Origin of the sequence: Stenotrophomonas sp. CASM106 (assembly GCF_049384825.1) — a bacterium.
Lineage (GTDB): Bacteria > Pseudomonadota > Gammaproteobacteria > Xanthomonadales > Xanthomonadaceae > Stenotrophomonas > Stenotrophomonas muris.
In genome coordinates this window covers 53,692-80,379 of sequence record NZ_JBMRFS010000012.1, presented here as the reverse complement: position 1 = coordinate 80,379, position 26,688 = coordinate 53,692, and the positions used below count along the sequence as shown (strand labels likewise).

Annotated in this window: 22 protein-coding genes; 5 read left to right on the top strand and 17 right to left on the bottom strand. The window is 57.4% G+C overall.

The window, feature by feature from the left end; all coding sequences use genetic code 11:
• Positions 1–179 precede the first annotated feature (179 nt).
• Together VG556_RS20210 and VG556_RS20205 are read right to left on the bottom strand one after the other, a co-directional pair.
• Positions 180–767 carry a DUF488 family protein gene (locus VG556_RS20210; RefSeq protein ID WP_004146479.1) on the bottom strand — a complete coding sequence of 196 codons (588 nt, stop codon included), beginning with the start codon at positions 765–767 and terminating at the stop codon, positions 180–182.
• Complete coding sequence (locus VG556_RS20205) at positions 764–1,003, bottom strand: lipocalin family protein (protein ID WP_141650940.1); 240 nt, start codon at positions 1,001–1,003, stop codon at positions 764–766. The genes VG556_RS20210 and VG556_RS20205 overlap by 4 nt, the downstream gene beginning before the upstream one ends.
• Between VG556_RS20205 and VG556_RS20200 the strand changes: the two genes are divergently transcribed.
• Positions 954–1,427 (top strand): transposase, encoded by a 474-nt coding sequence (locus VG556_RS20200; RefSeq protein ID WP_080103005.1) that lies wholly within the window; start codon positions 954–956, stop codon positions 1,425–1,427. The genes VG556_RS20205 and VG556_RS20200 overlap by 50 nt on opposite strands.
• A 257-nt stretch (positions 1,428–1,684) precedes the next feature.
• On the opposite strand, the gene VG556_RS20195 is transcribed toward VG556_RS20200, so the two are convergent.
• Positions 1,685–3,460: an oleate hydratase gene (locus VG556_RS20195; protein WP_004146476.1), complete on the bottom strand. Its 1,776-nt coding sequence runs from the start codon at positions 3,458–3,460 to the stop codon at positions 1,685–1,687.
• 489 nt (positions 3,461–3,949) lie between these two features.
• On the opposite strand from VG556_RS20195, the gene VG556_RS20190 reads away from it, so the two are divergent.
• The 4 genes from VG556_RS20190 (at position 3,950) to VG556_RS20175 (ending at position 6,560) form a co-directional block, all read left to right on the top strand.
• A complete protein-coding gene (locus tag VG556_RS20190; RefSeq protein ID WP_111144187.1) occupies positions 3,950–4,033 on the top strand; it encodes a DUF4113 domain-containing protein in 84 nt (27 codons plus the stop codon).
• Positions 4,034–4,095: 62 nt separating this feature from the next.
• Positions 4,096–4,332, top strand: coding sequence for a hypothetical protein (locus tag VG556_RS20185; protein WP_146257710.1), 237 nt, complete (start codon positions 4,096–4,098; stop codon positions 4,330–4,332).
• A 197-nt stretch (positions 4,333–4,529) separates the two neighbouring features.
• Positions 4,530–5,555 carry a hypothetical protein gene (locus VG556_RS20180; protein WP_146257711.1) on the top strand — a complete coding sequence of 342 codons (1,026 nt, stop codon included), beginning with the start codon at positions 4,530–4,532 and terminating at the stop codon, positions 5,553–5,555.
• 255 nt (positions 5,556–5,810) lie between these two features.
• Positions 5,811–6,560 carry a MobA/MobL family protein gene (locus VG556_RS20175; RefSeq protein WP_004146441.1) on the top strand — a complete coding sequence of 250 codons (750 nt, stop codon included), beginning with the start codon at positions 5,811–5,813 and terminating at the stop codon, positions 6,558–6,560.
• A 102-nt stretch (positions 6,561–6,662) separates the two neighbouring features.
• Here the strand turns inward: VG556_RS20175 and VG556_RS20170 are convergent, their stop codons facing one another.
• The 14 genes from VG556_RS20170 to VG556_RS20105 all read right to left on the bottom strand — a co-directional run bounded on the left by VG556_RS20170 (position 6,663) and on the right by VG556_RS20105 (position 26,687).
• Positions 6,663–8,120: a YfjI family protein gene (locus VG556_RS20170; protein ID WP_004146440.1), complete on the bottom strand. Its 1,458-nt coding sequence runs from the start codon at positions 8,118–8,120 to the stop codon at positions 6,663–6,665.
• Positions 8,117–8,461, bottom strand: a complete 345-nt coding sequence (locus tag VG556_RS20165; RefSeq protein ID WP_070426734.1) for a hypothetical protein — start codon at positions 8,459–8,461, stop codon at positions 8,117–8,119. Before VG556_RS20165 ends, VG556_RS20170 begins: the two co-directional genes overlap by 4 nt.
• The gene (locus tag VG556_RS20160) at positions 8,461–8,766 is read right to left on the bottom strand and encodes a helix-turn-helix transcriptional regulator (RefSeq protein WP_004146436.1); all 306 of its coding nucleotides are present in this window, start codon (positions 8,764–8,766) and stop codon (positions 8,461–8,463) included. Before VG556_RS20160 ends, VG556_RS20165 begins: the two co-directional genes overlap by 1 nt.
• Positions 8,767–9,085: 319 nt before the next feature.
• Positions 9,086–9,973, bottom strand: coding sequence for a hypothetical protein (locus tag VG556_RS20155; protein WP_004146434.1), 888 nt, complete (start codon positions 9,971–9,973; stop codon positions 9,086–9,088).
• Entirely contained in the window at positions 9,967–10,956 is a 990-nt protein-coding gene (locus tag VG556_RS20150; protein ID WP_004146432.1) for a YqaJ viral recombinase family protein, read from the bottom strand. Before VG556_RS20150 ends, VG556_RS20155 begins: the two co-directional genes overlap by 7 nt.
• 122 nt (positions 10,957–11,078) lie before the next feature.
• Positions 11,079–11,588, bottom strand: coding sequence for a JAB domain-containing protein (locus VG556_RS20145; RefSeq protein ID WP_004146430.1), 510 nt, complete (start codon positions 11,586–11,588; stop codon positions 11,079–11,081).
• Positions 11,588–12,544: a DUF932 domain-containing protein gene (locus VG556_RS20140; RefSeq protein ID WP_111144183.1), complete on the bottom strand. Its 957-nt coding sequence runs from the start codon at positions 12,542–12,544 to the stop codon at positions 11,588–11,590. The genes VG556_RS20145 and VG556_RS20140 overlap by 1 nt, the downstream gene beginning before the upstream one ends.
• A 341-nt stretch (positions 12,545–12,885) precedes the next feature.
• Positions 12,886–14,994 carry a BREX system Lon protease-like protein BrxL gene (gene brxL, locus VG556_RS20135; protein WP_032968948.1) on the bottom strand — a complete coding sequence of 703 codons (2,109 nt, stop codon included), beginning with the start codon at positions 14,992–14,994 and terminating at the stop codon, positions 12,886–12,888.
• Between the two features lie 5 nt (positions 14,995–14,999).
• Complete coding sequence (locus VG556_RS20130) at positions 15,000–17,525, bottom strand: PglZ domain-containing protein (RefSeq protein WP_070426727.1); 2,526 nt, start codon at positions 17,523–17,525, stop codon at positions 15,000–15,002.
• Positions 17,522–19,330 carry a DUF262 domain-containing protein gene (locus tag VG556_RS20125; protein ID WP_111144184.1) on the bottom strand — a complete coding sequence of 603 codons (1,809 nt, stop codon included), beginning with the start codon at positions 19,328–19,330 and terminating at the stop codon, positions 17,522–17,524. Before VG556_RS20125 ends, VG556_RS20130 begins: the two co-directional genes overlap by 4 nt.
• Positions 19,327–20,874: a type II restriction endonuclease subunit M gene (locus tag VG556_RS20120; RefSeq protein ID WP_197584098.1), complete on the bottom strand. Its 1,548-nt coding sequence runs from the start codon at positions 20,872–20,874 to the stop codon at positions 19,327–19,329. Before VG556_RS20120 ends, VG556_RS20125 begins: the two co-directional genes overlap by 4 nt.
• 380 nt (positions 20,875–21,254) lie before the next feature.
• Positions 21,255–23,147, bottom strand: coding sequence for an Eco57I restriction-modification methylase domain-containing protein (locus VG556_RS20115; protein ID WP_049450105.1), 1,893 nt, complete (start codon positions 23,145–23,147; stop codon positions 21,255–21,257).
• Between the two features lie 13 nt (positions 23,148–23,160).
• Positions 23,161–24,600, bottom strand: coding sequence for a DUF7017 domain-containing protein (locus tag VG556_RS20110; protein ID WP_070426724.1), 1,440 nt, complete (start codon positions 24,598–24,600; stop codon positions 23,161–23,163).
• A complete protein-coding gene (locus VG556_RS20105; protein ID WP_070426723.1) occupies positions 24,597–26,687 on the bottom strand; it encodes an ATP-dependent DNA helicase in 2,091 nt (696 codons plus the stop codon). The genes VG556_RS20110 and VG556_RS20105 overlap by 4 nt, the downstream gene beginning before the upstream one ends.
• Position 26,688 lies beyond the last annotated feature (1 nt).

Sequence of the window (26,688 nt, the reverse complement as noted above, 5' to 3'; positions counted from 1 at the left end):
AAATCCTGGGAACTCCAGTTCGATGAAGCGTTTTGAATAGCAGTAGAGAAAAAGAGCCCGGCGTACCGGGCCCACGGTTCTACTCCCCAGTAGAGGCCCCGGATCATGACGACCGCCCTCAATTCAGTCAAGCATTTCTGCGAAGTCCAAGCGGAGACAGGCGGGCTTACTCTGAAGGCCTAAAGCAAACTGCGCTGCAACGGGGGATATATAAGGCCCTCGCCTAGCGCTTGGGCCATTGGATTGAGGTGGTGCGGTTCAGCCGCTCGTTTGGTCTGGATATGCAGGACTTGATGACCGCGGTATACCAAGAGATCCGAAATCAATCGCCGATGGCAGCGCCACCACAACAGTTCTGCACACATCAGCGCCGTGCGCCCTTGCGCAGCTGCAGCCAAGGCTTGCTCAAGCCCGTCCGCAAACTCTGTGCTGGCCATGTGATCCGCATACCCCTGGAATGACGAATTTCTCCACCCGCCGTTCGGCGACCCCGGCAGCACTGATCGCCGCCCTCCTAATTGAGAAATCCACTCGTAGCCAACGCCGTCCCGAGGCAACTGCTCGCTCATCGCGTCGCTACCGAACCAAGGAAACTTTCGAGAGCCAGGGAACCGCCTGACGTCAACCACAGCGGTGATCTCGTGGACTCGTAGGACTTCCCGAAAATCCTCCCAAGTGCGGGTGGAATGGCCTACCGTCCACAGCCGTGGGGACTCATCGCGAGGAGCCAGCTTAGCGCTGCCGCCGGCAGGACCCGTAGCATTCATAGGGGTCCTTCACACCCCGAATGAATCGGCCACACGAGGTTTTCTGTGTCAAAGCCCTGGCACTCAGCTATCCGCAGCCACTTGCGTGCTTCCGATGGCTCCATCACCGGACTTCGATGCAGAAGCACTAGACCTTGTCGTCGCGGCTCGCCAATTAAAACCGTTCGGTAATCAACGTCAACCTTCATCACGAACACCCTGCCGGAGAGAAAAGGCAGCCGCTGGGCGCTGCTCAAGGACTCCGAGCGCTGGAGCTACAAGCAACTGTGCACCATGCACTGGCTGCAGCGCAGCGGCCTGAAGACGGCGCGTGCCTGGCACTTGAAACAGGCACTGCGACGCCTGTACGCAGCGGGGCTGTCGCCGGAAGAAGCCGACCACCAGCTGGACCGTTGGATCAGCTGGGCACGCCGCAGCCGCCTGCCGCCGTTCAAGCGTCTTGGCGCGACCCTGCGCGAGCACAAGGCCGGGATCATCGAGCACTTCCGGAGTGGCCTCACCAACGCCAGCGTGGAGACGATGAACGCCCAGATCCAGGCGGCCAAGGCGCGGGCGAAGGGCTATGCCACCCACGAGAACCTGATCGCGATCGCCTACCTGTTGTGCGCCAAGCTCAAGCACTTGCCGCGCAATCCATGGTTGGCGCCGGCGGCGGCATGATCAGGTCAGTTCCACAGGGATCGCGACAGAGCCTGTTCTTCGCGCCAGGGCACGAACCCGCGCAAGGCCACGAGTACCAATTCAACCTCGACAGCGACGAAGGCCGGCAGACGCTGGCAGCAATGCTGGCCTTCCTGCAGGCCCACGTGCCGTCGCCACTGGCCTCGCCCACGGGGGCATCAAGCAGCGGGTAGCCATCGCCTCGCCCACCCGCCTGCATGAGGGTGCGCCGGCCTGGACCCCGGACGCCGCCACACTCAGACCAGCTTCGCCTCCCGCAGGAGATCCTCCAGATAGGTGCCCCGGGTCTTGGCGATGGCCGCACTGCTGGCGATGCGCGCAAGCCAAGGCAGCTTCACCTCGTCCAGCGGCTTGCGATCGTTGAGGTAGTACAGCGCGCTGAGCAGCACGCGCACGTCGAACATCGACGCAAAGACCTCGGGCACGCCGCGATCCACCCCCAGCAACGTGTACACAGCTTCCATCGCCGTACGCACCGAGTATTCGGTGGTGAACACCGTGTCGTGCTCGGTCTCGGCGAAATTGCCGATGAACGCCAGGTTCTGCGAGCCCTCCGGCACCACCAGCGGCCGGTCGCCGGCCGCGCGCGGCATGAAATAGGACGTGATGTAGGGCATGTTGCACGGCACGGTGCTGGCCGCGTTGTGCGCCAGCTCATCGATCTGGTCCACCGGCACGCCGATGTGGTACAGCCATTCGGCACACAGTTCCGCGCCGGTGCACTCGCGGATCGTCTTCGGCACGTAGTCGCCGGGCTTGTCGGAAAACAGCCCATACAGCCAGACCACCAGTTCCTTCTGCGGATCCTGTTCGGCGAAGTGGGGCTGCCGGCTCATGCTGAAACCGTACAGCCAGCTTGAATCCTGGATGCTGCAGGGGCCACCGGTGACGATCACGCCCGATCGCGGGTCGCGGCCCGTGATCCGTTCGAGATACGGCACGATGCGATCGTCGGTCAGCGTGACCGTCGCGGAGACCGTCCAGTTCGCCTCCGGAATGTTCTCGCAGAACTTCTCCGGACGGCCGAAGGCGGGGTCACGCTCGGCCATTCGCTTCCACAGCGACCATGCGCCGCCGCGGTCGGTCACGATGGACGCCGGCGTATCGTTGTCACCGAACGTGGAGCTTTCGGTGATCGAACCGTTGGTGACCAGCACCAGGTCCTTCGGACCCACGGCGATCTTCTCGGCGACGCCGTCGCTGGTGAGCCGGATCGCGGTCGCGAACTTGCCATTGCCGCTCGCGGTGACCAGCACGTCGTCGACCTGCGTGTTGTAGCGGAAGGTGACGCCCTGTCCTTCCAGATAGGCCACCAGCGGACGGATCAGCGACTCGTACTGGTTGTAGTGGGTGAAGCGCAGCGAAGTCAGGTCCGACAGGGTCGAAATGTGATGGACGAAACGCAGGATGTAGCGCCGCATCTCCACCGCGCTGGCCCATGGCTCGAACGCGAACATGGTGGCCCAGTACAGCCAGAAGTTCGAAGCGAAGAATTCCTCGCCGAACACTTCGTCGATGCGCTTGTCGTCCAGCTCGCTTTCGCGGGTCAGCGCCAGCGCGATCAGTTCCTCCACCGCTCCTGGAGTGAGCGTGAGGTCGGGCATCCGTTCGATCGGCTCGCCGCGGTTGTGGATCGCGCGGCAGGGGTTGCGGGATGGGTCGGTCTTGTGCAGCCAGTACATCTCGTCGAGTACCGAGGCATCGGGCGTATCGAGCGAGGGGATCGAGCGGAACAGGTCCCACAGTGTCTCGAAGTGCGCTTCCATCTCGCGACCGCCGCGGATGATGAATCCCTTGTGCCGGTCGAGGATCCCGTCCATGCTGCCGCCGGGCAGCGCAAGCTCCTCGAAGATCGTGATCGCACTGCCGGGCATCCGCGCGTCGCGGATCAGGAACACCGCACCCGCCAGCGAGGCCAGGCCGGAACCGACGAAGTAGGCACGGCGGCCCTCCACGCCTTCGGGCTTGGGGGGGCGCGAGAACGCCTCGAAGTTTCCACTGCTCCTGTACATGTCGATCTCCATGGTTGAGGGGTCGATCGCGGCCCCAGCCAGCGATCAGGGAGAACATTCGCAAAGCATCTGATAAGAATGGATGAAGAATCGAACCGACAGACGCGCCGCGCGAATGACGGGTTCGCAGTGCAGGGGCGATCGTGGTGGCGAGGGGGCGCGTCGTGGCCACCGCCCTGTCGCCCGGCAACGGGGCACACCGCGGGTTCCCGGCCGGCAGCGATCCGGTCATACAGAGCTGGCCCCGTCTGTTTGAACAGCCAAGCCGTATCCGATAAGTGGATCGCCTGCCGGTCAAGCTGCCTTCGGCAAAGGCAGCGGTTGTATGTACTCTCTTTGTACCAGAGTGTCAGGCCCGGTGAGAAAGCAGAGCGGGCCATGGCCGTGCTAGACCAGATCAACGCGAAATTCGGCAGAGGCACCGCAGGAATGGGCACCGTCGGCTAGCGGGTTGGTGCCACCAGACCTGGCGAGCAGTCCAAAGTATCTATCAACGCTCAATGGCGGCCCATATTGCATTCGCTGTCTCCCAGCTATACAACGAAGTGGAGCGACCTTCTGCCGGCGTGCTGACAAATACCGGCGAAACAGCAACCATTAAACACTAAATACAACCAAAAGGATGGCGGTTGAAAATGTCAGGCAGCAACATCGAACCAGGGAAGTGCAAGCCGCGCTTCGACTTTGAAAGACATAAAAAATCAAGCCAATCAGAGACCGGAAGCATCAAAGAGCTTTTGGAAGAGCTAAACCGCACGCCCCCACATAAGCCAAAAGGCAGCCAAAAATCCAATCCAGCCATATACAGAGAGGAAATAACTAAAGAGAATTTAGAGGGGCGATCAATTTCATCAAATCAAACTTTAATATAGAAATATCATCGATAAATTCAAAACTACCAATCACCACCATCAAAACAATCAAGCTACTCTATCTCAGCAACAGATCATTTAAGGGACAACTTTTCGAAAGAATCTCCCTCCCAGGGTCATCCCAAGCCACTTTTGAACACTGGATAGAACGTAATACACCAAGGAACGAAAAGACCATTCGAGCGGCATCTCAACTCATGTCTACACTTGAGCTTGAGATAAACGATGAAAGACTTAAACACATCCACATCAACAAATCAACACCATCAAAACTAATTGAAATATATGCAAAAAAAATAATGGAATTCATCGCCCCGATCTACGAAATATTCAAAGACGACGGGGAATACAGAGACTGGTATATAACAACCACAATAAGATTTGCATCAAGTGAAATAGAGTCATATAGGCCATCACCACTTCCAGCCAACACAGAAGCCGGCCCCATACACGAAAGGTTATACATCTATTTACTAACACTTCCCTTTCTGCACTTCGTTGGCGAGTACCAGCGGATTGTCGAATCAGAAAACGAAGAGCTGAGCAAATACCAGATAGAGCCACTCTTCACTCAAGCCCTCTCCTCACCGTCGGAGGGCGATGCCCTATTGCGTCCTGTCACATCACTCGCAGCTATTCACTCCTTCCTGCAAACCAATGCAAATGAGCTGGCACGCTTGGTTCACCAAGCCACTGGTTATGAGTTGAGATCCAGCGAGATCACAAACATAGCCGACGAAACGCAGAAGGTTCTGCATGCCTATGTCTTCCACGAATGGCACAGAACAGATCATGACGTCGTCAACATTTCAATGGCCGACTGCGTTGCAGCCCTTTTAGCCATAACGATACAAAAGAAGATCAAAACGAAGTACACGCCCTACTGGAAAGGACAGAGCTCAAGCGAGAAAACTGTATTTCGCCTACTGAGTCACCTGGACACCTCAAGAGACATCGAAGAGCTATATGAAGAGGACTACATCCCGCAAGGCGCGATGCTCACCCTCTATCATCGATATTGCATCGCCTACGCATTACTTTTCGGCCGCAGCAACCGAATGGAAGCGTTTATGAGATTCCAGATCGTATATCTGAAGCACATGACCATAGCTCACTCTCATTTCGATCTTGAAGCAGGCAACGAATACGAGACAAATATCAACATGTTTTGCGAATACCTTATTCAATACATCGAAGATCAAGCCACTTCGCGCGCAATGTAATTTTTAACTTACATCACCCTTATAAATATGTAGAAACTCACTTACATCCTTCGAAGCAACAACACGAAGAATGAAAGGAATCCAAGGGAATAGGAATCAAATAGAACTGACGATAGATTACAGGCAGGGTGTGGTACGCGCACTTACCCTTTCTATCTAATCACAACACTCTTCGATCATGAGTATCTACCGGTAGCCGACAAGAATCACTCTTGTCGGCTTTTTTATTCTCCTTAGAGAAAGGGTGATACAGCAATGGCAAGCTTCCATTACAGCATCAAAAGTGGAAAGAAAGGCAGCGCACGCAGGCACGCCAACTATATCGATCGTAAAGGATCTCATAGTGACAAGAAGGACCTTATCCAAACAGGACATGGAAACATGCCCGAATGGGCAGGAGATGATCCGAAACGGTTCTGGAGCGTTGCTGACAAGCATGAGCGTGCCAACGGAGCAGTGTACCGAGAACACGAAATCACTCTTCCGAGTGAGCTCAGTACTGAACAGCAGGTCGAACTTGCCGACCGGCTTGCAAAGAATCTCGCAGGGATCAAACCCTACCAGTACGCGCTCCATGCACCTGAAGGAAAACTCGGTGGGGATCCCAACCCGCACATCCATCTGATGTGCTCGGACAGACTGCCTGATGGCATCCCCCGTACACCTGAACAGACCTTCGCCCGCTACAACGCCAAGAATCCTTCCGCAGGCGGATGCCGCAAGGATAGTGGCGGAAAGAGCCCAATGGAGTTGAAGCAGCAGGTGACTGCACAGCGAAAACTTGTAGCGGACACCCAGAATCAGTTCCTTGAAGAAAACGGTTATTCAACCCGCGTAGACCACCGCAGCTTGCGTGATCAAGGCATTGCCAGGCCCCCAGAGCGCCACCTCGGCCAACGCTTCGTCAAGGAGATGGCAGATGCAGAGAAGTCGCAGTATGCACAATGTCGTAAAGCCGTGAAGGCAGCTTCATCAGTTGAAAATCTGGGAGAGGTAAGTGCCTAACCCAGCGATTCTGCGACAAAGTCGCAGAATCGCAATGGCACCTACTGACCACAGCAGAAAAGCCCCGGCATATCGCCGGGGCCCCCTTGGCATCAAGACCGCTTACAGTGCCCTCCGGTCAAAGTAGTGATTCATCAAGCGCAGATACATCCTCTTGTCCCGGTACCCACTGCAGACCTGAATTGCTCCCTGACCTTCAAGAATCGAGATAGCTGCATTCAGCCTTGCTCGGTCACGTACAGGTCCATAGCGCAAAACCTGGTTCTTGGGAACGTACGTATCCGAATAAATCCCTTTCCACCACTTGGCATACAGATACCGATCCAAAGCTTGAGCATCGACCTGATCCTGCGATACCACGAACGCTGGTGAGAACAGATGCTTGTACTCATCAACATGCCACCGAACGATGTCGAAGGCACGATTGATCGTATCGAGGGTGATGTCACCTCCCTCTCCACTGAAGTACTGCATCGATGCAGCGAGTCGTGCCACGATCTCCATGATCTTTGCCGCGAAGTCATTGATATCACTCAAGTACTCCCCGTCGCGCAGCAAAGACTCAGTTTCTGATGCCAACTCTACCCAGCGTGCCCTGGCATCGATGGAGAAGGACACCACTTCACGAGCAATGGCGCCCGAGGCTGACCGCTCCTTGTACTTGAACAACAGCTCCGCGATTCGCTCATGGAATGCCGGCAAATGCTCCCACACCGGTTCTACGTCCTCGATTCGCCGGTAGCCCATCATGGAGCGAGGCCACGCAACCAAATAGCGTGCCCAGTGTCCACTCCCCTTTGCAACAGAGCCTCGCCTATTGAGGAACTGCTTGAACGGTTCGTACTGGGTCATGATGCTCACAGAAACGCGCGGATTCATCGCAATCAGATGCTCGTTCTCCGCACGATCCAACGGCATCATTCCTGGCGAATCCCAGAGACGATTGAGCAGGCCCACATTCGCCATTGCCTCGCTCTTGAACAGCATATGACCTTCGTCAGTCGTGATGGCGATGGACTCACCATCACCCTGAACGGCCTCCATGATGGCCTTGGCCGTGATGTCCTGCCTCAGGAAGCAACGCAGGCGGGGCTGCAGAGGTTTCTTTTCTGAAAACTCCTTCAGCTGTGCCTCGAGTGCTTCGACAGACTTGCCAGCAGCAACTGCTTTACTGATCGCGCTCCTCAGCCCCTTCATCTTGGCCGTCCAGAGTCCATAGTCGATCTCATAAGCCTCAGTCTGCTGCTTGAACGCAGCCATCTCCTTCGTGTCTGCATCGCGGAAAGGCGCCTGCAGTAGCTCGAACACCGTGGACTTGCGCTCACCAGACTCAGCCACAAGCATCAAGTTCTGGGTTACAGGCTTGATCTGTCCGGTCGGCAACTTGACATCAATCAGACCTTGGCACGCCATCGAAATGGCATTGATAAGACCCATGCCAACCATGGCGTCGGGAACTTGAACGTTGCGAAGGAGCTCAAGGCCTGCCTCACGAGCAACATGGTGAAAGGTTTCCAGGGGATATTTGGGGGCATAACGCTGCCAATTGGTTGTCATCATGCATCCTCCTCTGTCGAGCCAACCGCGGTCTGTTCTTCAACCTCAACCAACAGATGGCCACAGCTCTGGCACCGAGCAGCATCGCCCTCCGCATGGCGACGAAAACGCTCCTCCTTGAGCAGCTTGCGGAACTGAATCAGGTTCAGATCATGCTTGTACGCAGCATTGAACTGCTCTACCAAGATCTTCTTGCTCATCTTCTTTGCGATGTGCTGTTCCAGGATCGGATAGGCCTGCCTGAAGTCCTGCTCCAGCTTGCCCTTCCCCTTGGTCGACTGTTCACTCAAAGCGTGCGTGAGCGCGTCAAGCGGCGAAGAGTGGACTGCAAAATTAGCCATCATCACTTCTCCTCCTTCGCACGACGGAACTTCACTGCACGGCCTTCTACCCATGCCATTGCCTCATGCGTCCAGTAGAACTTCGGGGACAGTTCGCTGTCATAGAGCGGAATGCCCTTCGGGAAGTCCGGATCGGTCTTCATCAGCTCGTATGCCTTGCTCCTGCTGACGCGGAGCAGCTTGATCAGCTCCTTCAGACGCAGCGTCGGACTATCCGGCCAACCTGCTTTCCCAGCACTGTTGTTCTCTTCGGCCAAAGTCATGCTTTTGTCTACGCCCTGGCGCAGACTGGACGTCATGTGCTTCATTTGTTGATTCCTTCGTTGTGTTGAACGTTTCAGGAAGGAATCCGGCCGGTTTCCTATCGAAGGTGATTGGCCTCCGACGTGATCAGTGTCGATATGCTGCTGTTGGGGGTACAGGGAAAAAAAATCCAGGTTTTTTCCAGGGACGCGCACAACCGACCAGATCAAAGAAAAATCAAACACTTACATACCAGGGAGCTTTCGCTCCCTGGCATGTCTCGTCCTTTGCGCCCACAAACCGGTCCGTTCCATCCGATGTCCGCTCAGGACCTGAACTGCCTCTTGTCCGTACCTGATACAGATCCGTACCGGTACGGCTCTCCTACGACACCAACCGAGACGCTTGCGCTTTCAGTCTGTCCTTGAGACTTCCGTTCGCTGATACCTGCACAACTTCACCCTGGCCTGATGGATAGAACTCCTCGACCACGGCCGGCACGTCTTCGTCCAGGTCCTCGAAGGCCCCGTTAGCGAAGCCCTGTCTCGCCGCCTCATCCAGTGCAGCTTGGTCGATCCCCGCTGCAGCTCTTGTTGCGTGTCGCTCAATCGCCTCTGCGACAGCCTGTTCGAGCGTCAGCCCGCTCCGAACCACCAGATCGACGTAGTAGATCGCTGATCGGTAGCTCATCGTCGTGGACTTGCCCCGCAGCTTCAGCTCGAGCGGCAGACAAGACAGCCTTCCGCCCGACACTGCACTGAGGTAGTGCAGCCGTGCTGCCAGTGTGCGGATGGTGTTGTAGGAGGTGGTGCGCAGAACAAAGCTACCCATCACATCCCCCGCCCCGTCCCCAATGACCACATTCAAGCGGGCATAGGCTTTGCAGCCCCCACTGGCAAACTGACACCCATCCGGACCAGGACAAGGCAACGTCTCCATGCCTTCAGGCCCAGCACGCCGGCAGGTGTCTCCATTGCCTACACACAGCGGTCTTCCGTTCTCGCGATTGAACAGCGAATAGTCAGCCCGGAGGTTCAGGGTTGGATCGTCGAAGAGCAGGCGCACCGGGATGGATCGCAGCTTGTTACCCTCCGATGCCTTCCGCAGCTCTTCATCCAGCGGGTGCAGCACCCAGCCATCACGGTTCTGTACCTGGCTGGTGAGGGTGAACTGGTCGTCCTTTTCGGGCAGCCGCTTGCCATTGCGCTCTACTACCCGGCCGATGGAAATACGCCCAATCACGGGCGGCGTTATGGCCAGTCCCTTCAGCATGATGTGACCTCTTTGATCGTGGTGTTGATCCGGAATCGGCGCGACCCCGGACGGACTGCCGTGTAGGCCGCAGCGATCTCCGGGTGCTCGGCTGCGAGCCGCTTGGTATCCAGTGACGTGCCATCCTTACTACGGCGGTAGATGACTTCTCCCAGTGAGCCGAACCGGGCAATGGAAGCGTCCCCCATGGCTTGCTGCAGTGTCTGCTTGAGCAGTTCTACCTGCTGTTCCTGCTCTGCAACTGCCTCAGTGAACGAGACAAGGTTGGTGAAGGTCTCGACCAATTCCGGGTCCTGACTGAAATCGACAACGGTGTCCTTGCCTGGGTACAAGCTCCGCAACGCCCTGGCCGCTGACTCCGAGCCATCGGCTGGTGGCTCGATGTCATTGATGACGTGCTCCCAGAACCGGACCTCCAATACCACCAAGCGGCTGATGATCTCTTCGTCTCGCTCAATACGGTGGATCCTCAGCGCCTGGCCACACAGCAGCACTGCCACATCTGCTGCCTGCTTCCCCGTCACTGCCAACTGATGCTGTACCTGCAGCTGCACGTACTCGGGAACCCCGTCTTTCCACAACCGAGAGCCGAACTCCCCTGCTGTCTTGCACTCAAGGATTTGGACCCCCGGGGAACCAATTACCTCTCGATCGAGGTTGGCCAGCATGTGCGGAAAGGTCGGGTGCTGCAGAACGGCGTTGACCCGACGTACCCGGTTCCCCGTGCGCTCCTGGTAGGCCGTGGCCACCATGGGTTCGAGCAGGGTTCCCCAGTACCGGGGATCCTCTTGTCCAGGGGGGATCTCTTCGATTGGCTTGCGGCCCGTCTTCTCCTGCCACAGCTCCAGCTGGCTCTTGTAAGGGTTCAACCCGACGGCGGTGGCAGCATCCGAACTACCGATGCCGCCATTGCGGACCTCCAGCCACTGCTGGCGATCCAGTGAACGCGTATCAACCAAACGCAACGCGGTGTGCTTGCTCATTGGCAATCTCCGGAATAGAAAAGGCCGCCTTGATGGGCGGCCTTGGTCAGGTCTTTCATTTCAAGCTATCGATGTGGGCAAGATGAATGGGCGAAGCGACAGCACTGATCGCTGCAGCTCTGTCAGACCATGCCTTGAGAGGCCATCGAGACCACCTCATGGCTGGTGACAACGAAATGGTCCAACAGCCTCACGTCCACGGTGTCCAAGGCAGCCTTCAGCCGCGCCGTGACTGCCCGATCTGACGCAGAGGGCTGCAAGCTACCGCTTGGATGGTTGTGAGCCATGAGTACCGCCGATGCATTGTGGGCAAGTGCCCTCTGAACCACGATCCGAGGATGGACCTCGGCTGCATCAATCGTCCCTGAGAAAAGCCGCTCAACTGCGATGAGCTGGAACTGCGTGTTGAGAAAGGCAACCTCGAAATGCTCGCGGTTTTCGCCTCCCAGACGTAGCCGGAAGAACAATGCACCCTGGGTTGCTCCTCCCAGCACCTCCCCTGGCAACGATGCCCGTTTCTGCAGGATCTGCAGCGCCCTCGCAATCGTCCTGTCCTCACGTACCCGGATCCTGCTCTCCTCCTCATTGGATCCGGCCCCTAATGTGGTCATGTGATAGGCCTGCGCTTCCATCAGGCCACCAACTTCATCACTTCATCCCACGCGCGCTGCTTGAGCTGAGCTCCAGCACCGAACCATGCCGCATCACGGCGGTGATCATCGCTACGAGCTCGTCGGTGGTGGTCAACGTACTCCGTGACGCTGTTGAGTACGCCCCAGGCCGTTGCACGGCTGGAAGGCAACAACGCGCCTCGACCGCCGCCCTCATACAGGGCACGGACACTGGCCAGCGCCTGCTCGTTGACGACCTCAGCGGTGGTGCCCTGGCCTTGGTAGGTAAGCACCCGTCGCAACAGACCATCGACCGTATCGGGGTCAACTGGACGGTCACAGATGGCTTTCATGCGAGACACGAAGTTGTCCCAGGTCGAGACGGTGATCCCCAACTGGCGCTTCACAGCATCCGGGTCGAACTGACTGCGGTGCGGGACCTTGATGGCTCCGCTGCTGTCTCCCAGAGCGATCTGTAAGGTGTTGTTGCACACCACCCGCACCGAGGTGAACTGCGCCGTGGTGGCCAACGTGCCGTCACAGGCAGTAGCAAGCAAAAGATAGCCATCCACCCGGTCACGCCCCTTCAGCGACGTGCTCTGGCCCGTACGAGCCATGGCCCAGAACTTCTTGCCACCCTTGAGCACACCCGCCGTCTCCAGTTCAAAGCCACTGTGCTGCGTCAGATTACGGTAGAACTCCAGGATCTCTCCCGGCTGGACCACCTTGAACCGCTTGGAGACGACTGCCAACGGCTCCCTGGTATCGGAGCGATAGAGCACTTTCTGCTCCGGGAAGGAGTGGATGGCACCGATGGCATTGCTACCCGTGATGAAGCGGACCTCGGAGTCCTCGATCTGCCAATCCATGCCTGCCTGACGCTTCCAGACCTCAATGGGCTGTTGCTGTTCAAGCCTATTGCCCAGACCGTGCCACGGCTTAGCACCGGCATAGGCCATTGTTTCAACCAGATGCATCGTATTTTCCTCGCTTCTTACGGCACAAACGCACAAGGCCCGGACGATGCCGGGCCTTGTGCGTATGCCAATGCAGTATCAATTAAAAGGGTCGATGTCTTCACTGCCCGAAGACAGAGCACATCGAGCAACCGCAGCGATGATGGATGCTGCGACGACCAAAACACAGTACAGACAATCGGATCTTTCTTTCATACAGCCATATCCAAAGCAGATGCATCATCGCGGAGCATCTACACGCGAAGCCAGCAGCCGCCAGCCTCATCAAAATGATATGTGCTTGAGATTTTTTACAATCATATTAATAAAATTAAACTGAATTTCTTTTATGGAAAATCAGGTCAAATATTTATTCCAACCCTGAATATATCAACCTTGGTCTCAAGACATTTACGCAAACTGAGATCATTTACGCCTACCTCGAACCACCCTCCGGGCTTTTGGAAGAAGTCCAACCCCCGGCCAATCTTGATCACCCAGCCGTTGTCGATACGAATCTCTCGGTCGTGCATGTTCGGGTTCAACTTCACTTCCAGCTCGACATCCAATTCCAGCAGGCTCTGCTTCAACTCATCGAGCTTCTCAGCGATGTCGGCCAACTGGGTCTTATCGTCGTAGCCGGTGATCAGGCTGATCTTCTTCACGGTTCCAGCCTTCAGCACCGTTTCGCAGAAGCGCACGAAATTCTGAATCTGGTGTTGCAGACGAATGTACGGATCTTCGATCACGACAGACTTCGCGCCTTGGAGGTAGGGGCCGAGGATCGACTCATAGCTGTACCCGGTGTCGCCATAGAGGATGGTGAAGTGCTGTTCCTTGAGCTCGATCGGTGACGGCCCAACCGCAATCGAAGCCGGGGCCGGTGATACCGGGGTCGGGCCCGCTGGAGTCTCCAGTGCAGCAGGTGCCGCTTGTGCAGTGGGTTGCACTTCGACTGCCTCAGTCGGCTGCCCATCCGCCTGATTCAAGCGACGGCGAGCTGGCTCCTGTGTTGCCGATGCATCTTTGGACTCAGGGCAGAAGACCACCACCTCCTCACCGCTGGCCTTGAAGTAAGACAGATTGATCCGGGCAAACTCGTCATCCGGTTTGCGCTTGTTCATCTGCTCCTTGACGCGGCGGCGGCACTCCGTGGCATAGGCCACGTATTCCTCGAACTCCTCATCCGTCGGCGGCCCGTTGGGGTGCAGCACCTTCAAGAATGCACAGACGGTCTTCTTGATACCTTTCTCGTCGCGCCCCTCGATTGATTTACCGAGCCGAATGCGCTTGCTCACTTCCTCATACCGATTCGTGTGCTTGAACTGGTAGTGGAAGGCCTCGGCCAAATAATCAGTGATGAAGCCGTAGTTGCTGGTCAGGAACTCGCTGCTGTTCTTCGGCATCTCCCAGCCTGGAATGTACGCGGCGAAACGGTCCATCACGGCCAAGTCGAGCTCTGGCGGCAACGGCTGGAAAAGATCGTGCTCGTTAGAGTTGACCACCTGCTGCACGGACACGTCGATGTTGCCAACGAAGCTCAAACTGGCATCAGCAATAACCTCAGCCCCGCGCGAAAAGCGCCCGTTGGCCATGAAGTCCTTCATGATCTGGATGGTGTCCGGATCGCGCACTTTGATCCCGCCAACCTCGTCAAAGGCAACCGTGTCCCAGAAGCCAACCAAGCCCACCTTGCGGCGCGCGTTGTTGTAGAACAGCGTTGCCTTGGTCGCTTGGCCGCCCGAGATCAAGGTGGCGTAGGGCGAGAATTCACTGAAGAAATAGGACTTGCCGGTGCCGCGTGGTCCCAGCTCGATGTAGTTGTAGTTGGGCTCAACCAGCGCAGCCAACCTGGCGATGAAGTGCATCTGCACGCGCTTCGAGAGCTTGCTGGGTTCCAGTCCCACAGAGCGTAACACCGCCGCGAGCCACTCATCACGCGTGAATGCCCCGCGCCCCTCTGCATAACGGTCGAAGTCAAAACGAGTCAGCTGGATCGGCCGCAGATCCTCAATGGAAAACGCATAGTCGTCTTCATCTATGTCGTTGTGCGCCAGGGTCACCTCCGCCCAAATGCCACCTTCCAGCAACCTGTCGTTGTCGCGGTAGAATTTTTCACCAATCGCGATGCGTTGCGAGTTGAAGTTCTCCAGCGATGCCCAGTGGCGCTTTTCTTTTTCGACGTAACGGACATGGACCTTGTCGATGAAGCGATGCTTGCCCTTGGTGGCGACCTTGGACTGCGCGGCGTTGGCCTCGTCCGGCCTAACGTAGTTCTCCTGCAGTGACGACAGCACGGCCTCCATGCCAGCATCCATCTCTGCCTGGTCATTGCTGGCGCAATACTTGGCAAGGAGGAACTCCAGGACGAACGTCGGGACGTTGGTGCCTTTTTTGATTCGATGCAGCAGGTCTTTGCGAAGCACCTTGCCGTCGAATGTGGCGTTTAGTTTTTGGTCGAGTTCGTCCATAGGGCTCATTCCGTATAGTCGGTTTCAAGCGCCAGATTGCTGTAGGCAGCCAGAGTCGTTGGGTTCAGCGCTTTGACCGAGAACTTGCCTCTGAACTCATCATCCATTCGCAGCGCAATCTGCTTGCGCTGGCCTGGCATCAGGGTCAAAGTTCTGGTCGCGGGGTTCACATCGCCACCTGGGCGCGGCTCTCCCACCACATTGCCCTTGCTGTCTTGCGCTTCCAGCAAGATCTCCACGCTCATGTCTTGCGAGAACATGTCGTCGGCCACCAGTATCACTTCGATGACCGGCAATCGCGTAGTTATTCGTTTGGCGCCGTTCTTGTAGCTCAACTCCACCACCACCTTGCGCAGTTCCGCATGAGCAGCGGTATCCAACCTGGCCACCAACACCGGCACAACGGCCTCGGCCAGGGATGCTCCGCCGTGGAAATACAGGTGCCCTGAGCGATAAGGCGCCATGCTGCGCGGTAGTGCCACTTGGGTGAAATCACCGCGAATGCCGACCTTCTCTGCACTGACAACCAAACTGTGACCATCCGCTGTGCCGTCGCCCAGCATCATGCGGTCATGGGCATTCACCGGCCACTTGCCTTGCGGTTTCACGCACACATCGCCAGCTTCTGCTTGCGCGTTCAGGAAGAAGCCGTGGTCGGTGACGATGACCGCCTCTTTGAAGCCCATGCCACGCAGCTTATGCAGTGCCACGCGGATCAGCTTCAGCGTGCCAGGGATCAGCCCGAGCGTTGTCTCTGGGTTGCTTTCCAGTTGGCTGTCGATTTCCGTGGAGCGAAGCACCAGCAGATCGACGGTCTCCGCGATCTTCGGCTTACCACGGACAAAATCATTAAGCGGCATTTCCGCGAAGCGATCTCCATACCGCTTGGCCAGCACATTCATGCGCTGCGGGACGTTGCCCACCGGCGCCCCCGCCAGCTTGGGCAGGAGTGAGTCGCTCTCCAGCGCCAGGGTCAAACCCGTGCGAGCGCCCGGCAGCAAGCTCGCCATGCCCACTAGGGTGATGGTCGGCAGCTGTGCGTAGGCCGCTTGCAACTCGACGGGACCGTCTTCCGCCAGCAGCTTTTCGAGGGCCACGCCCAACTCGTAACGCAGGGCGTCCACCATCAGGTAGGCCACTTTGCGTCCGCTTTCCTTGAGTCGATCAGCTACCAGCCGATCAAAGGCATCGGCATTGGCCAGGCGCCCAGTCGGCGGCCATCCCGTAGTCTCGACGTGCTTCACGAACACGCCCTGGACCTTTTCGGCCAGGCGCCGATAGCGCGCTCGAGCCTGGCTGATCACTTCATGCATCAAGCCGTGCTGGTCGAGGAAGTCGCCTGCGGCTTGCTCAAACTCGCGCTGCAAGCGATCTGCTTCACGCAGACTGCCCAGGTAGAAGTCAATCAGCTCCGCTTGCGAGCGGGCGTGATCCGGTAGCTGGCGCTCAAAATCGTCGCAGGCCTCAACCAGGCTCAAGCCAGACCGCACCAGCTCCCACTGGGCCTGGCTTTCGCCCTTGCCGAGCCATACCGAACTCTTGTGGCGGGTCAGCACACGGCGCGTGGCATCGGTGTCACCGCTGACAATGCCCTTGATCGCAGTGCGCAGGAAGGTCCGCTCTTCGAAGGGGAAGGTGTCGCGTTCGCCCAGGTCTTCAATCGCACCGCACAGATCGGTCAGGTTGAGCTCCGCCTCGGTGGTCTCGGCGCGCTCGATGTATATCGCGCGTGACTTCGGGTCGCTGCGCAGACGGTCGCACACATCCTCGACGATGGGTTTGGCTTCCATCGGTGCGTGCGGCACCCCCTTCAAGGTGTCCGGCAACGCCACCGGCAAATCAAACACGAACTCGCTGAACAGTACGTAGCGCCACAGCTCATCCGCCAGGGCGGACCAGGTCTTGCCGCGCGTTTTCACGCTCAGGCCCAGAGTGGCTCGGAGGAAATCAAGCGCCTCTTGCACCCAGCCCTCCTGCCCCTTGAGTGCCTCGGATTGACTGGCACTCGGGGCCAGCAGTGCGGCCAGAATCTCGCGGCCCGACTCCACCCGCAATGTGGCTCGCAACTGGGGCCAACTCACACCGCCGCCAATGGCGTCAATCACCGCATACTGCGGTCGTGGTTCGCGCACAAATAGGCTTCGAATTTCTGTCGCGTAATCTGGCTTAGCACGCAGGCACAGGCTCAGATACTCGTCCCCATCATCTTGCGGGAACACCGCGCCGCATTCTGCGTATACGGCGAATGGATCAGCTTGCTTCTGCTCGTCGGTTTCTGGGCGCTTGGTGGGCACATAGATCAACACACCTTCCAGTGGCGCCTTGGGTTGCCCCACCTCGCGCAGTGCCAGCAGCGCAGCCTCGCGACTTTCGATGCTGCTTTCAGATGCATCGATGACCCGAACCTTCTCGGCTGCTAGGTCGAAGCACTGCTCGCGGTAGCGCTTGTCGGCGTCATACACCACCAAGGCACCCGCTTGCTTAAGGCGCGGCCGCAGCACGCTTTCTCGAATGAATTCTGCAATCGTCATTTGTTCTCCCGCAGGCTCAGGATGGACATCACCTCCTTGAGCATCTTGTCTGTTCGCGCCGTAATGGCGGCCTCGTTCCAATCATCTCGGCTGGCCAAGTCGGCATTCAGGTACAAGCCGTTGCGGTAGCCAATGAAATCACCCTGATCGTTCTTGCGATCGCGCTTCTTCAAGAATTCCATCGTGCCGAGCTTGGAGTTGTAGCCACTCAGGGTCAGGTTGCCGAGCTGGTGCGCACAGCGCTCGCGAATGGCAGCCGCAGTGCCTTTCTGGTTCCCTTCGAGCATCGTCACCCAGCCCGGCCCCAAGTTTTCGGTCTTCGGCAGGATGTGTTCGACGGTAAAAACGGGGCGATCATTGGCGTCATGCACCCACAGGTCGCGTTTGTTTTCACGGGTTTGGTGTGTCTCTTCCAGCTTGCAGAGCATGAACCGCGTGGCGTCGTAATTCTCCAGGTACACATCGCCCTTGAGGCGCGACTCGCAAACATCTTGTGGGGCTGCCCGTCCCAGCAACCAATTACTGCTCTGCTGGATGAAGCCGTCCAGCGCCGTGATCTCGCCACCGCGAATCTGCGTCAGCAAGTGGCTGACCAGTTCCATGAACATCGGGTCGAGTTCGCGAGTGGGCGGCATATCGGTGAGGTTGCGCCAAAAGAACCACTTGGTGAGCAAAGCGGCCAGACGGCTCACCGCATCACCCTCAGTCCATTTCTGGCTCTGCGCCACCTGGCTGGCCCACAGCAAAAATGCGTAAGCCGGCGCGGCTCCCAGGCGCTGCAAGTCTTGCAAGGCCGCTGCGGCAGCGTCGCCCCATTCCGCACGCGCCACGGCGGGGTTGAGCAGTGCCGAGTAGGTTTTGCCCTTGGCTTGCAGCGCGCCGAACAGCCAGACCGGGCGCTTGCGCAGCAGGGTGTCGTAGATCGTGATCAGGTTCGAGCGCGTGGCGCGGGTGCAGCCTTTGACCTCGACCCGCTTGAGGTACTTGAACATGTTGTACAGCTGACGCAAAAAGCGCTCCTGCACCGCCGGGTCGGGCAACTGGTCGATCAGGTCTTTCCACTCGTCAAACGCTCGGTCAATGCCGTAGTCCGGGCGCTTGTCCAACTCGGCCAGCAGGTTGTTCTTGATGATGTCGATGGCCGAGAGCGGGCTGCCCCGGTTGTTGATCGACTCGAACAACATGAATGCGTCGGAATGGCTACGCACCTCGATCTTGACCAGCATGGCCGCTTTGAGCTTTTCCAGCAGGGCCAGTGCGCTGTCCTGGCTGAGCCATTCCAGTCGCTCACAGAAGTAGCGGTAGGCGCGCGCAATGCGGCGGTTTCCGAAATTGCTCAAGCCCTTCGGCGCTTTCACCTGCTTGGGAAACAGATCGCTCAGCACCTTCTGGAAATCTGTCTTGTTCTGCGCTTGCTCGCTGGGCTCCAGACGCCACTGGCCAGAAGTGCGGACGAAGATGCGGCTTTCCAGGTTGTCCAGCTCCACCAGCAGACGGCGATCCGGATTCGGAATGGCATTCAGCTTGTCGTAGAACGCACAGAACAACAGGCTGATGGTGGTAAACCGCTGCTGGCCGTCGATCAGCTCAAGTCGGCCGCCGGCCATGCCATCTTGCTGGGTGTTCACGCAGATGATGGAGCCCAGAAAGTGCCCACTGGGCGACTCCTCCAGGTCGTTGAACAGCGCGTCCCAGTTCTTGCCGCCCCATACATACTCGCGTTGGTACTTGGGAATGAAGAACGACGTGGTCCCATCGGGGCTGAAGTAGAAGCTGACCGGCAGCGCTTTGACATCCTGAATCATTCATCACCCCCGGCCTTCTTCTTGCCGCGCGCCTTCTTGGGTTTGGCCTCGGGCTCGATGTAGAGATCCTCCAGCCCATGCGCGATAGCCAGAGACTTGTCAGTCTTGCACTTCTCTCGAACACGATCGGGCCAGTAGTTCATGGCGAGGTGCGCCCAGTCGTAGTCGCCTTTCTCTAGCTTGGCCCAGGTGTCCTTGAGCACCTTCTGCCATGGCTTGTGCCGGAACAGCGGCCACAGCGGTGCGGCGCTGATCTGCACGCCGTCGTCGTGGTTGGGGTTGTAGGTGGGCGCCAGCTTGAGCAGGGTGTCGCGCAGCTCGATCAGTTCCAACTCGAAGGCTTGCAGCGCCTCGAACTGCTTCTCGTCGTCACGAGTGCGGGCAGAACCCATATTGCGCAGCACCGTCACGTCGCCACCGACTTGTTTGAGCTTGGGCTCAACGAAGTCATTGATGGCGGTGTACAGCGTCTGGCTGGTAAGGCTGGGGTAATAGACCCACAGGGTGTAACTGCCGGACGTCGTGGACAGCGGCCAATAGATGGGCGCTTTGCGGCGACTCTTGGAGTAGCGCTGTAGATGAAAGGCGAAAAAATCCCGTTGCAGCCAACGGCGCACGTCTTCCGGTACGGGCACCTCGACGCGAACAAGAATTTCCTCAATCAAGCGCGCGAGGTCATGCGGGTGCCCTCGGTCGTCAACCAGGATGCCCGCATACGCATGAAAAGGTGCGGTACCGTCGGGGAGCATGCCGGGGCTTTTCGCCGGTAGTGGTTCGAATGGTTCTGGCTCAGCAGGCGTAGCGCGCTCACCCGTAGCCAGGCGCCAGTCGAAGCGGCCAAAGGCCACGCCGACGGCCCAGCTCAGTAAGCCAGCCGTTTGGTCGATTGGCGTAGCGCTGTCATCGTCCTCGCTCTCCTCGTCTCTGCTGGCTTCTACATCGCCCTGGTTGGCTTCGACGTGGCTTCCCTGCACGGTAGTGCGGTCGGCTTCGCTAAAGCCATAGAGATCAAAGGCAATGGCGTCGATCTCTGACTGAATGCGAGCCAGCTCAGCTTCAATGGCTGGTGGGTCGTAATCGCCCAGGCGAGCGCGCAGTGCACCGGGCAGCGCAAACGCGTGAGACGTCTCTTCGATGGTGTCCAGGGTGCGCTTTAAGCGCCAATACTCCCTCCCCAATACAGCCAATAAGTGCTTCGAATCCGTTGAGATATCGGGTATCGGCGTCCGCTGGACTGTCCCGATTTCGTACGAACGTGCAGCCGCATCCCCCGCTGCAAGCTGCAAACCTATCAATCGCAAGAAAGGGGCTGATATACAGACAGAAAGCAAACTCAACAGATCATCGTCATTATGCTCTTCCAAGAATGCAGCCGGTCCCTTATGACCGAAAACAGCACCGGCAGGCATAGCCCGCATACCGAGTTGACTTGTTGTTCGAGCCGGCCAAGTAATGCCTGGCTGTAAGTAATAGGATTCTCGGTGAAGAACCCAGTCCGCATCACCGTTCAAATATGGGTATTTCTTGAGGACTTCCGCTTCCATTTCAGCGGCGTTATTGGCCCAATTCACGAGAAGCGGGACGTCCGAGTAAACGGGAGAGTACCCACCGCCTTTAGCGTAGGGAAACCAGAGTCTCTGATCAGCACTACACTCCCACGAAGTACGGACAAATCTGAAGTTGTCGCTAGTGGCTGCCCCTTTGAATATTCTCCGACCATTCGACTCGAAAGGAGGGGTTTGGCCGAATGCCTCTAGGAAACACTGAGCCTCCCAATACGAAAATGGAGAACTCGGAACCATCGAGAATACAGATGTGTCACGGACATAAACCCTAGCATCTAGGCCGCCAGCTCTCACTGCCCGGACTACTGAGGCCAACTCTTGCTCCTTTTCAGAGCTTGCCAATAATCTCAAGAAGATCGTCACGCGGCTTTCTCCAATACGTAAGCGGCGGCTTCGACCATCGCGTCGTCCATCACGCCATGCCCCAGGTCGGCCATGACTACTGGCTTGGCAATACCCAAGGCCACCTGCTCACGCCACTTCTGGAAACTGGAGAGGAAGAAACAAGTGCGCGAGGTGATGGCGCCGATGCGACCGCCGGGGCGCAGCAGTTCCAGGCCACGCTCCACCATAATGGCCAGCAAATCGTTCTTGCTGCGCGGATAGGCTTTGGCGAGTTGATCCTTGGTCTTGGCAGCCAGCGCGCCAAACGGTGGATTCATCACCACCACATCAAACACTTCTCGGCACAGATCGATGAGCCGCAAGCCCTGTAGCGCATCCTGCGCAAATAGGCGCCCTTGGTACGTCGACTTTGCCGCCTGGGCAAACTCAGTAAGTGCCTCGCGTAGTCGCTCCTCCGCTTGCTGCCAGTTCTCCTGCTCCTGCACAGCAAACAGGCCGGTGCCTTTGCCCACATAGACCTGCCGAATCAAATGCGGCAACTCGCGCTCGACCTGGAGCAGCACTCCGAGCTCCGGCAGGCCCTTGAGCAGTCGCAGGGTCTTCTCGAACAGCTCGGCGTCGCGCTGATCGAGGTTGGTCACGAACTGCTGGCGCAACTCACGCTCTGCCGGCGGTGCAATCGCGGCCACCACATGCCCCCGCCCGATCAGCGGGCGGTCTTTGGCTTTGACACCGGCATCGTGCCAAGCACGCTGTGCCCGCAGCCATAACGCCAATGAAGCGATTTGCGCGGCACGCGGGTCGATATCCACGCCATAGATGTTGTGTTCGATGATCAGGCGCGGCACATCTCGCAGAAATGCAGCCTCATCTTCGTAGGTCTGGCTCATTGGCTTGAGTGCAGCCTGGGGTTGGGTCGAAACATCCAGCGAGCCGGGGCCGTGCTGCTGCTCCCAGGCCCAGGCCTCGCGATAGATCTCAGCGAACAGGTCAAATGCATACAGACCAAAGTGCATGGAGCCGCAGGCCGGGTCCAGCAGCTTCAGCGTGCGCGGATCGCGCAGCTTGGTAGCGGCCTGGCGCATTTCGTCGGGCTTGACCAGCAGGTACTGACAATGCTCGCGCAGATCGGTATCGCCTCCCGTGGCGTTGAACCACAGCCGACCCAAGGTGTTGTCCACCAGGAACTCGACCACGTAGCGCGGCGTGAAGAACTGGTTGCGTACCGCCAGCTCGCGGCTGTTACGCGGCGCCTGCGACGCATCGCGCATCGCCTTGCGCTCTTCTTTGGAGTTGAAGTACTGGTAGATCCAGCCGATGGTTTCGTCCTCGCTCCATAGCGGGGCGATGTCGGCATCGTTGATCAGGTTGAGCACCTGCAGCAGCGCGGCTTCGCGCGGGAACAGGCGACCCTGCGGTGAGTAGCGGTCGAATAATCCAGGCAAGTCCTGGCTCAGCTCATCGAACACACTGAACAGGTAGGTGCGATAGGCATCGCCGGTTTCGCCCAGGCCGGTGCCAGCCAGCCGGGCGTAGAGCTGAAAGCCCTTGGCCTGGAAGCCGTTGCCGACCGACTCAACCAGTAGGCCACGCGCCTCCGCCATGCGCAGCGCCGCCAGGCGGTTGAGCACGGTAAAGGCTTGCTCGCGGACGATGCGGTCCAGCCCCTGGGTAGCATTCATGTCGCCACTAGCGGTGTAGTGGGCCAGGGTGTCGCGCAGGATGCGGGCGGATTCGCGCTGGGCGTCGTTGATATGGCGCAAGCTGGCTAGCTCCGCCACGGTGCCCGCGTTCGGGTCCATGCCATAGTCGTTCTGCAGCTGGCGGGTGAATTCCTCTTCCAGCACCCGGCGCGCATCGTTGACGAAGCGCTGGAGGCGGTTTCTTGTTGTTTGGTCGAAGGCCATGTATGCCTGTCTCTTAGAAGTCAGCGGAGAGCTGCTGCTCTTTTTTCTCGATGAATTTCACAGCACGCCAGCCGGTCTTACCCTGCTTGTTGGTACGCCGAATGGCCTGACAGGTGACGTCGTATTGCACCTCAGGAGTAAAGGTCTCTGCCATCTCTGGGGCGACGAAGACGTCATCTCGGCTGGTGCTGATGAATGCAAATGTTTTTCCCTCCTGCCTATTCAAAGTGCCGCTAAAAATTTCAAACAGGCCAGGAATGGTTTGAACCTCTGATATTCGCCAATCCAGAGCTTGGCCTTCAACCTCTGCACGCCCAATCTCCACTACAGTACCTGGCAACAAGCTTGCCACTGTGGGAAACTTTTTATGCAAAAGCCCGAGGCCGGTAGCGGCGCCGGTCGCTATATAGCTGAGCCCCTTTTCTGCATTGATGTGGTCAATGACACCGCGAGTGTAGGTAAGGTTTTGTCGGTCCAGTTGTTGAAGCAATGCACGTGCACTGGACTCAGCTTTCGGCAGCGGCTGTAGAGAGTTATTGGCGAGTGCGTCTTGATACCAGTCACTGGTAAGCAGTTGATGCAGTTCCTGGGGCACCTTATAGGCGTGCTTTTCCCTGTACTGCAGTGCCAGGTTCGCCTGTAGTGCTGCCTCATTGAAACGGCCCGCAAGCGCGAGGCGCTGTGCCAAATGGATTCGAACCCTTGCGACTTCCTGCTCCTCCCGAGCCAGCTGGGTTGCATGGGCATAACAAGTCAACGCATCCTGTGGGTGCTCAACTTCCAGGATCTCGCCTAGTAGCGCCCATGGCCAAGCCGCGCGCGACTGTCGACGTAACACTGGCGTCAATCGCTTGATCGCAAGGTCTGGCTCGCCGTTGGCCAGGTGCAGTTTGCTCTGGTAGTAGTTGAGCCATTGGTCGTTTGGCTCATTCTTTAGCGCTTGTTCCAAAACGCCAAGACCCCACTCATTCAGCGTCGGATCCGACTGAGGATCGACAGCCTTAGCCACTGTCTCACGACAGACGGCACGTATGAAGCGTTTATACAAACTATCTACAGTCTTTCCTGCCTCATTGACGAAAGGCTTCTTGTCCTCTTCTGAAAAACTTTCGTTTCCCACCCAGCGGGCAAAAAGAAGAAATTCAGACCAATCCTTGGATGCCTTCCCCGCAAGGCGAAGAAATTGTGAAAAAGCACTATCGCCACGCAGTGCGTCAGCCATGTGCGAGAACTCGCGCATGTCCGGTGACAGTTGGCCAGATAACGCCGCAGGAGATAGCTGCTTTGTCTCGTAACGATCGACGATTTCTTTTACATGGTCATACAGCGCCCATGCGTAGGCTCGAAGAAACCATACGTCAGCATTGTTTTGGGGGTACTCCGACCTGGCCAAATCCAGGGCTTCTGCATGCCGTTTTTGCTTGCGAAGTGCAAAGATTTCACTGGAGCTCACTGGTTTTCCTCTTTTTGCGCCGTCATCAAGCGCTGTACTTCCTCATAGAGGCCGTGGCTACTGCCTGGGCCGCCGACTTCCTGAGCAGCCGTCCAAGTAAAGGCGCCGTCGTAAGTGAAATCAATCTCACCTTTGCGACAAGCATCAGCAAAGCTCAATCGCAGCCGATACGGCATCGACTTTTGACCGATACGTTGAATTCCCGATTCGGCAATAGCTTTATCCAGACCATCCAGAAACTCTTGTATGAACTGGCTTGGCTGCTCCGTGCTGGATTTGGCAGCCAGCACACCAAGCGATGTGAGCGCATCCTCCGCCAATTGACTATCTGATAAGGCGCCAGGAACAGATCCAGAGCGACTGACCTGTAATTTGCCATTGTAGTAATACTGAACTACGGCGCGTTTGCCATTGCGCGAAAGGGTGTAGCGCTCGCAATACTGCAAGTGCTGCAACTGTTCAATTTCGATGCCTTGAGCCCCCCACACCAGGCGTAACTGCTGATGGGTTTTCATCAAGGGGGCAATAGCGGGTGTGAACGAAAGCCTCTGCCAGTCTGGATCAGTCATGAGCTCCTGAAGTCCAGCCTTTTCAGGTTTTTCAGACGCGCCTGATGAGCCAGTCCAGGCGATGTCACCGGTGGGTGTGAAGTCAGGGGGATTCACGATGATCAGTTTCTTGGCTGCTCGCGTGATGGCCGTATAAGCCCAACGAAAGAACGATGCATTGCGAGAGCCCCTGCCGGACCCGAAGTCAACAAGGACAGTATTCCATTCCCCGCCCTGCGCCTTGTGACAGGTCATGGCATAGCCGTACTTGACCTGGAGCGCGTTGAAGTACGGGTCGTCACGGATAACTTTGCGGAATTCAGCCGACTTTGGATGCAGGTCAGGGTGGCGCTTTCGAAAATCTACCAAAAGCGCCCGCTGCTCCAACGGGGTCAATTCACGGTTAGGCGAATCTAGCAAGTTCTCTAGTACCAGGCAGTTTGTCTGGATGACGCTGCCATCCGCATCACGAAAAGCAACGGTGATATTGCGGAACCACAACTCAACATGGTGGCCTCCCTTGAGATTTACTGGCACACGTTGTGCGTCTGCTCCCACCTCTATGACCTTGACCAGATCGCCATTGCTGAGTTCGTGCGTTGTTGAGTTTTTGTTTATTAACAGCGTTTCGCCCACCTGGATAGGCAGACTGGCATCGCCCCAACGACGATCTCTGATGTTACGGTTGTAGTCCAGCGCATTGGCGTTAGAGTGCACGACTGCGACGTTAGAAGTTTTTGTCTGCAACCATTGAACGACCAGATCGACGGCTCTTTGGGCATCTACCTGTTCAATATCCTGTCCATTGGGCTGCAGTGAAAATTTATTGAACCGCTCGGCCAGCATCGCGTCGCGCAACTCCGTCGCGCGGTCGAGAATGGCACTGCCCTGCGCCTGACGCATGACATTTTTCAAATCGAACGAATCCACCTTCAACTTGAATTGCTCACTCAGATACGCATCTGACAAGGCCGGTGACGCATTTTCTCCAACCGGAGGTAGCTGCGCAGGATCGCCGACGAAAAGCAGCTTGGTAAGGTGATTCTTTGTGCGACCTGATCTGTTCATTCGGGCAAAGGTCACGATATCCAGGAGCAATCGGCCTGAACCGAACTGCATGAAATCACCGTGATTCTCCTTATCTCCAACCATTGACGATTCGTCGATCACAAACAAGGAAACAACCGGTTCTTCCTCCTTCAACGGGAAGATCATCCGCATCCCCGGGTCGTTAGCCGTCTCGGCCCCTTCATTCACCTCCAAATTGGTAAGCATGTAAATCGCCCGATGGATAGTCGACCCTTCGTATCCAGAGTTTCCAGTGATTTGCTTGATCTTGTTGCCCAGAATTCGGGCTGCCCGGCCTGTCGGTGCCAGGAGGCTGCAGGAAAGGTTCATCTCCTCTAGAGTTTTGACCAGTTGGGCAACAAGTGTGGTCTTACCAGTGCCTGCACTGCCACGCAGGACAAAAGCATCTCGAGTGTCATCAAGAAGAAAGGTTCTAATGGCATCCAGCGCGGCGGACTGCTCTCCGGTCAAT

Bases quoted from the DNA above. Each gene is read 5' to 3' on its own strand.
- VG556_RS20120 (WP_197584098.1), bottom strand. From the start codon at position 20,874: ATGGAAGCGGAAGTCCTCAAGAAATACCCATATTTGAACGGTGATGCG.
- brxL (WP_032968948.1), bottom strand. From the start codon at position 14,994: ATGGACGAACTCGACCAAAAACTAAACGCCACATTCGACGGCAAGGTG.
- VG556_RS20125 (WP_111144184.1), bottom strand. From the start codon at position 19,330: ATGATTCAGGATGTCAAAGCGCTGCCGGTCAGCTTCTACTTCAGCCCC.
- VG556_RS20140 (WP_111144183.1), bottom strand. From the start codon at position 12,544: ATGCATCTGGTTGAAACAATGGCCTATGCCGGTGCTAAGCCGTGGCAC.
- VG556_RS20180 (WP_146257711.1), top strand. From the start codon at position 4,530: ATGTCTACACTTGAGCTTGAGATAAACGATGAAAGACTTAAACACATC.
- VG556_RS20115 (WP_049450105.1), bottom strand. From the start codon at position 23,147: ATGGCCTTCGACCAAACAACAAGAAACCGCCTCCAGCGCTTCGTCAAC.
- VG556_RS20165 (WP_070426734.1), bottom strand. From the start codon at position 8,461: ATGATGGCTAATTTTGCAGTCCACTCTTCGCCGCTTGACGCGCTCACG.
- VG556_RS20170 (WP_004146440.1), bottom strand. From the start codon at position 8,120: ATGATGACAACCAATTGGCAGCGTTATGCCCCCAAATATCCCCTGGAA.
- VG556_RS20130 (WP_070426727.1), bottom strand. From the start codon at position 17,525: ATGACGATTGCAGAATTCATTCGAGAAAGCGTGCTGCGGCCGCGCCTT.
- VG556_RS20195 (WP_004146476.1), bottom strand. From the start codon at position 3,460: ATGTACAGGAGCAGTGGAAACTTCGAGGCGTTCTCGCGCCCCCCCAAG.
- VG556_RS20185 (WP_146257710.1), top strand. From the start codon at position 4,096: ATGTCAGGCAGCAACATCGAACCAGGGAAGTGCAAGCCGCGCTTCGAC.
- VG556_RS20155 (WP_004146434.1), bottom strand. From the start codon at position 9,973: ATGCTGAAGGGACTGGCCATAACGCCGCCCGTGATTGGGCGTATTTCC.
- VG556_RS20145 (WP_004146430.1), bottom strand. From the start codon at position 11,588: ATGGAAGCGCAGGCCTATCACATGACCACATTAGGGGCCGGATCCAAT.
- VG556_RS20150 (WP_004146432.1), bottom strand. From the start codon at position 10,956: ATGAGCAAGCACACCGCGTTGCGTTTGGTTGATACGCGTTCACTGGAT.
- VG556_RS20175 (WP_004146441.1), top strand. From the start codon at position 5,811: ATGGCAAGCTTCCATTACAGCATCAAAAGTGGAAAGAAAGGCAGCGCA.
- VG556_RS20210 (WP_004146479.1), bottom strand. From the start codon at position 767: ATGAATGCTACGGGTCCTGCCGGCGGCAGCGCTAAGCTGGCTCCTCGC.
- VG556_RS20160 (WP_004146436.1), bottom strand. From the start codon at position 8,766: ATGAAGCACATGACGTCCAGTCTGCGCCAGGGCGTAGACAAAAGCATG.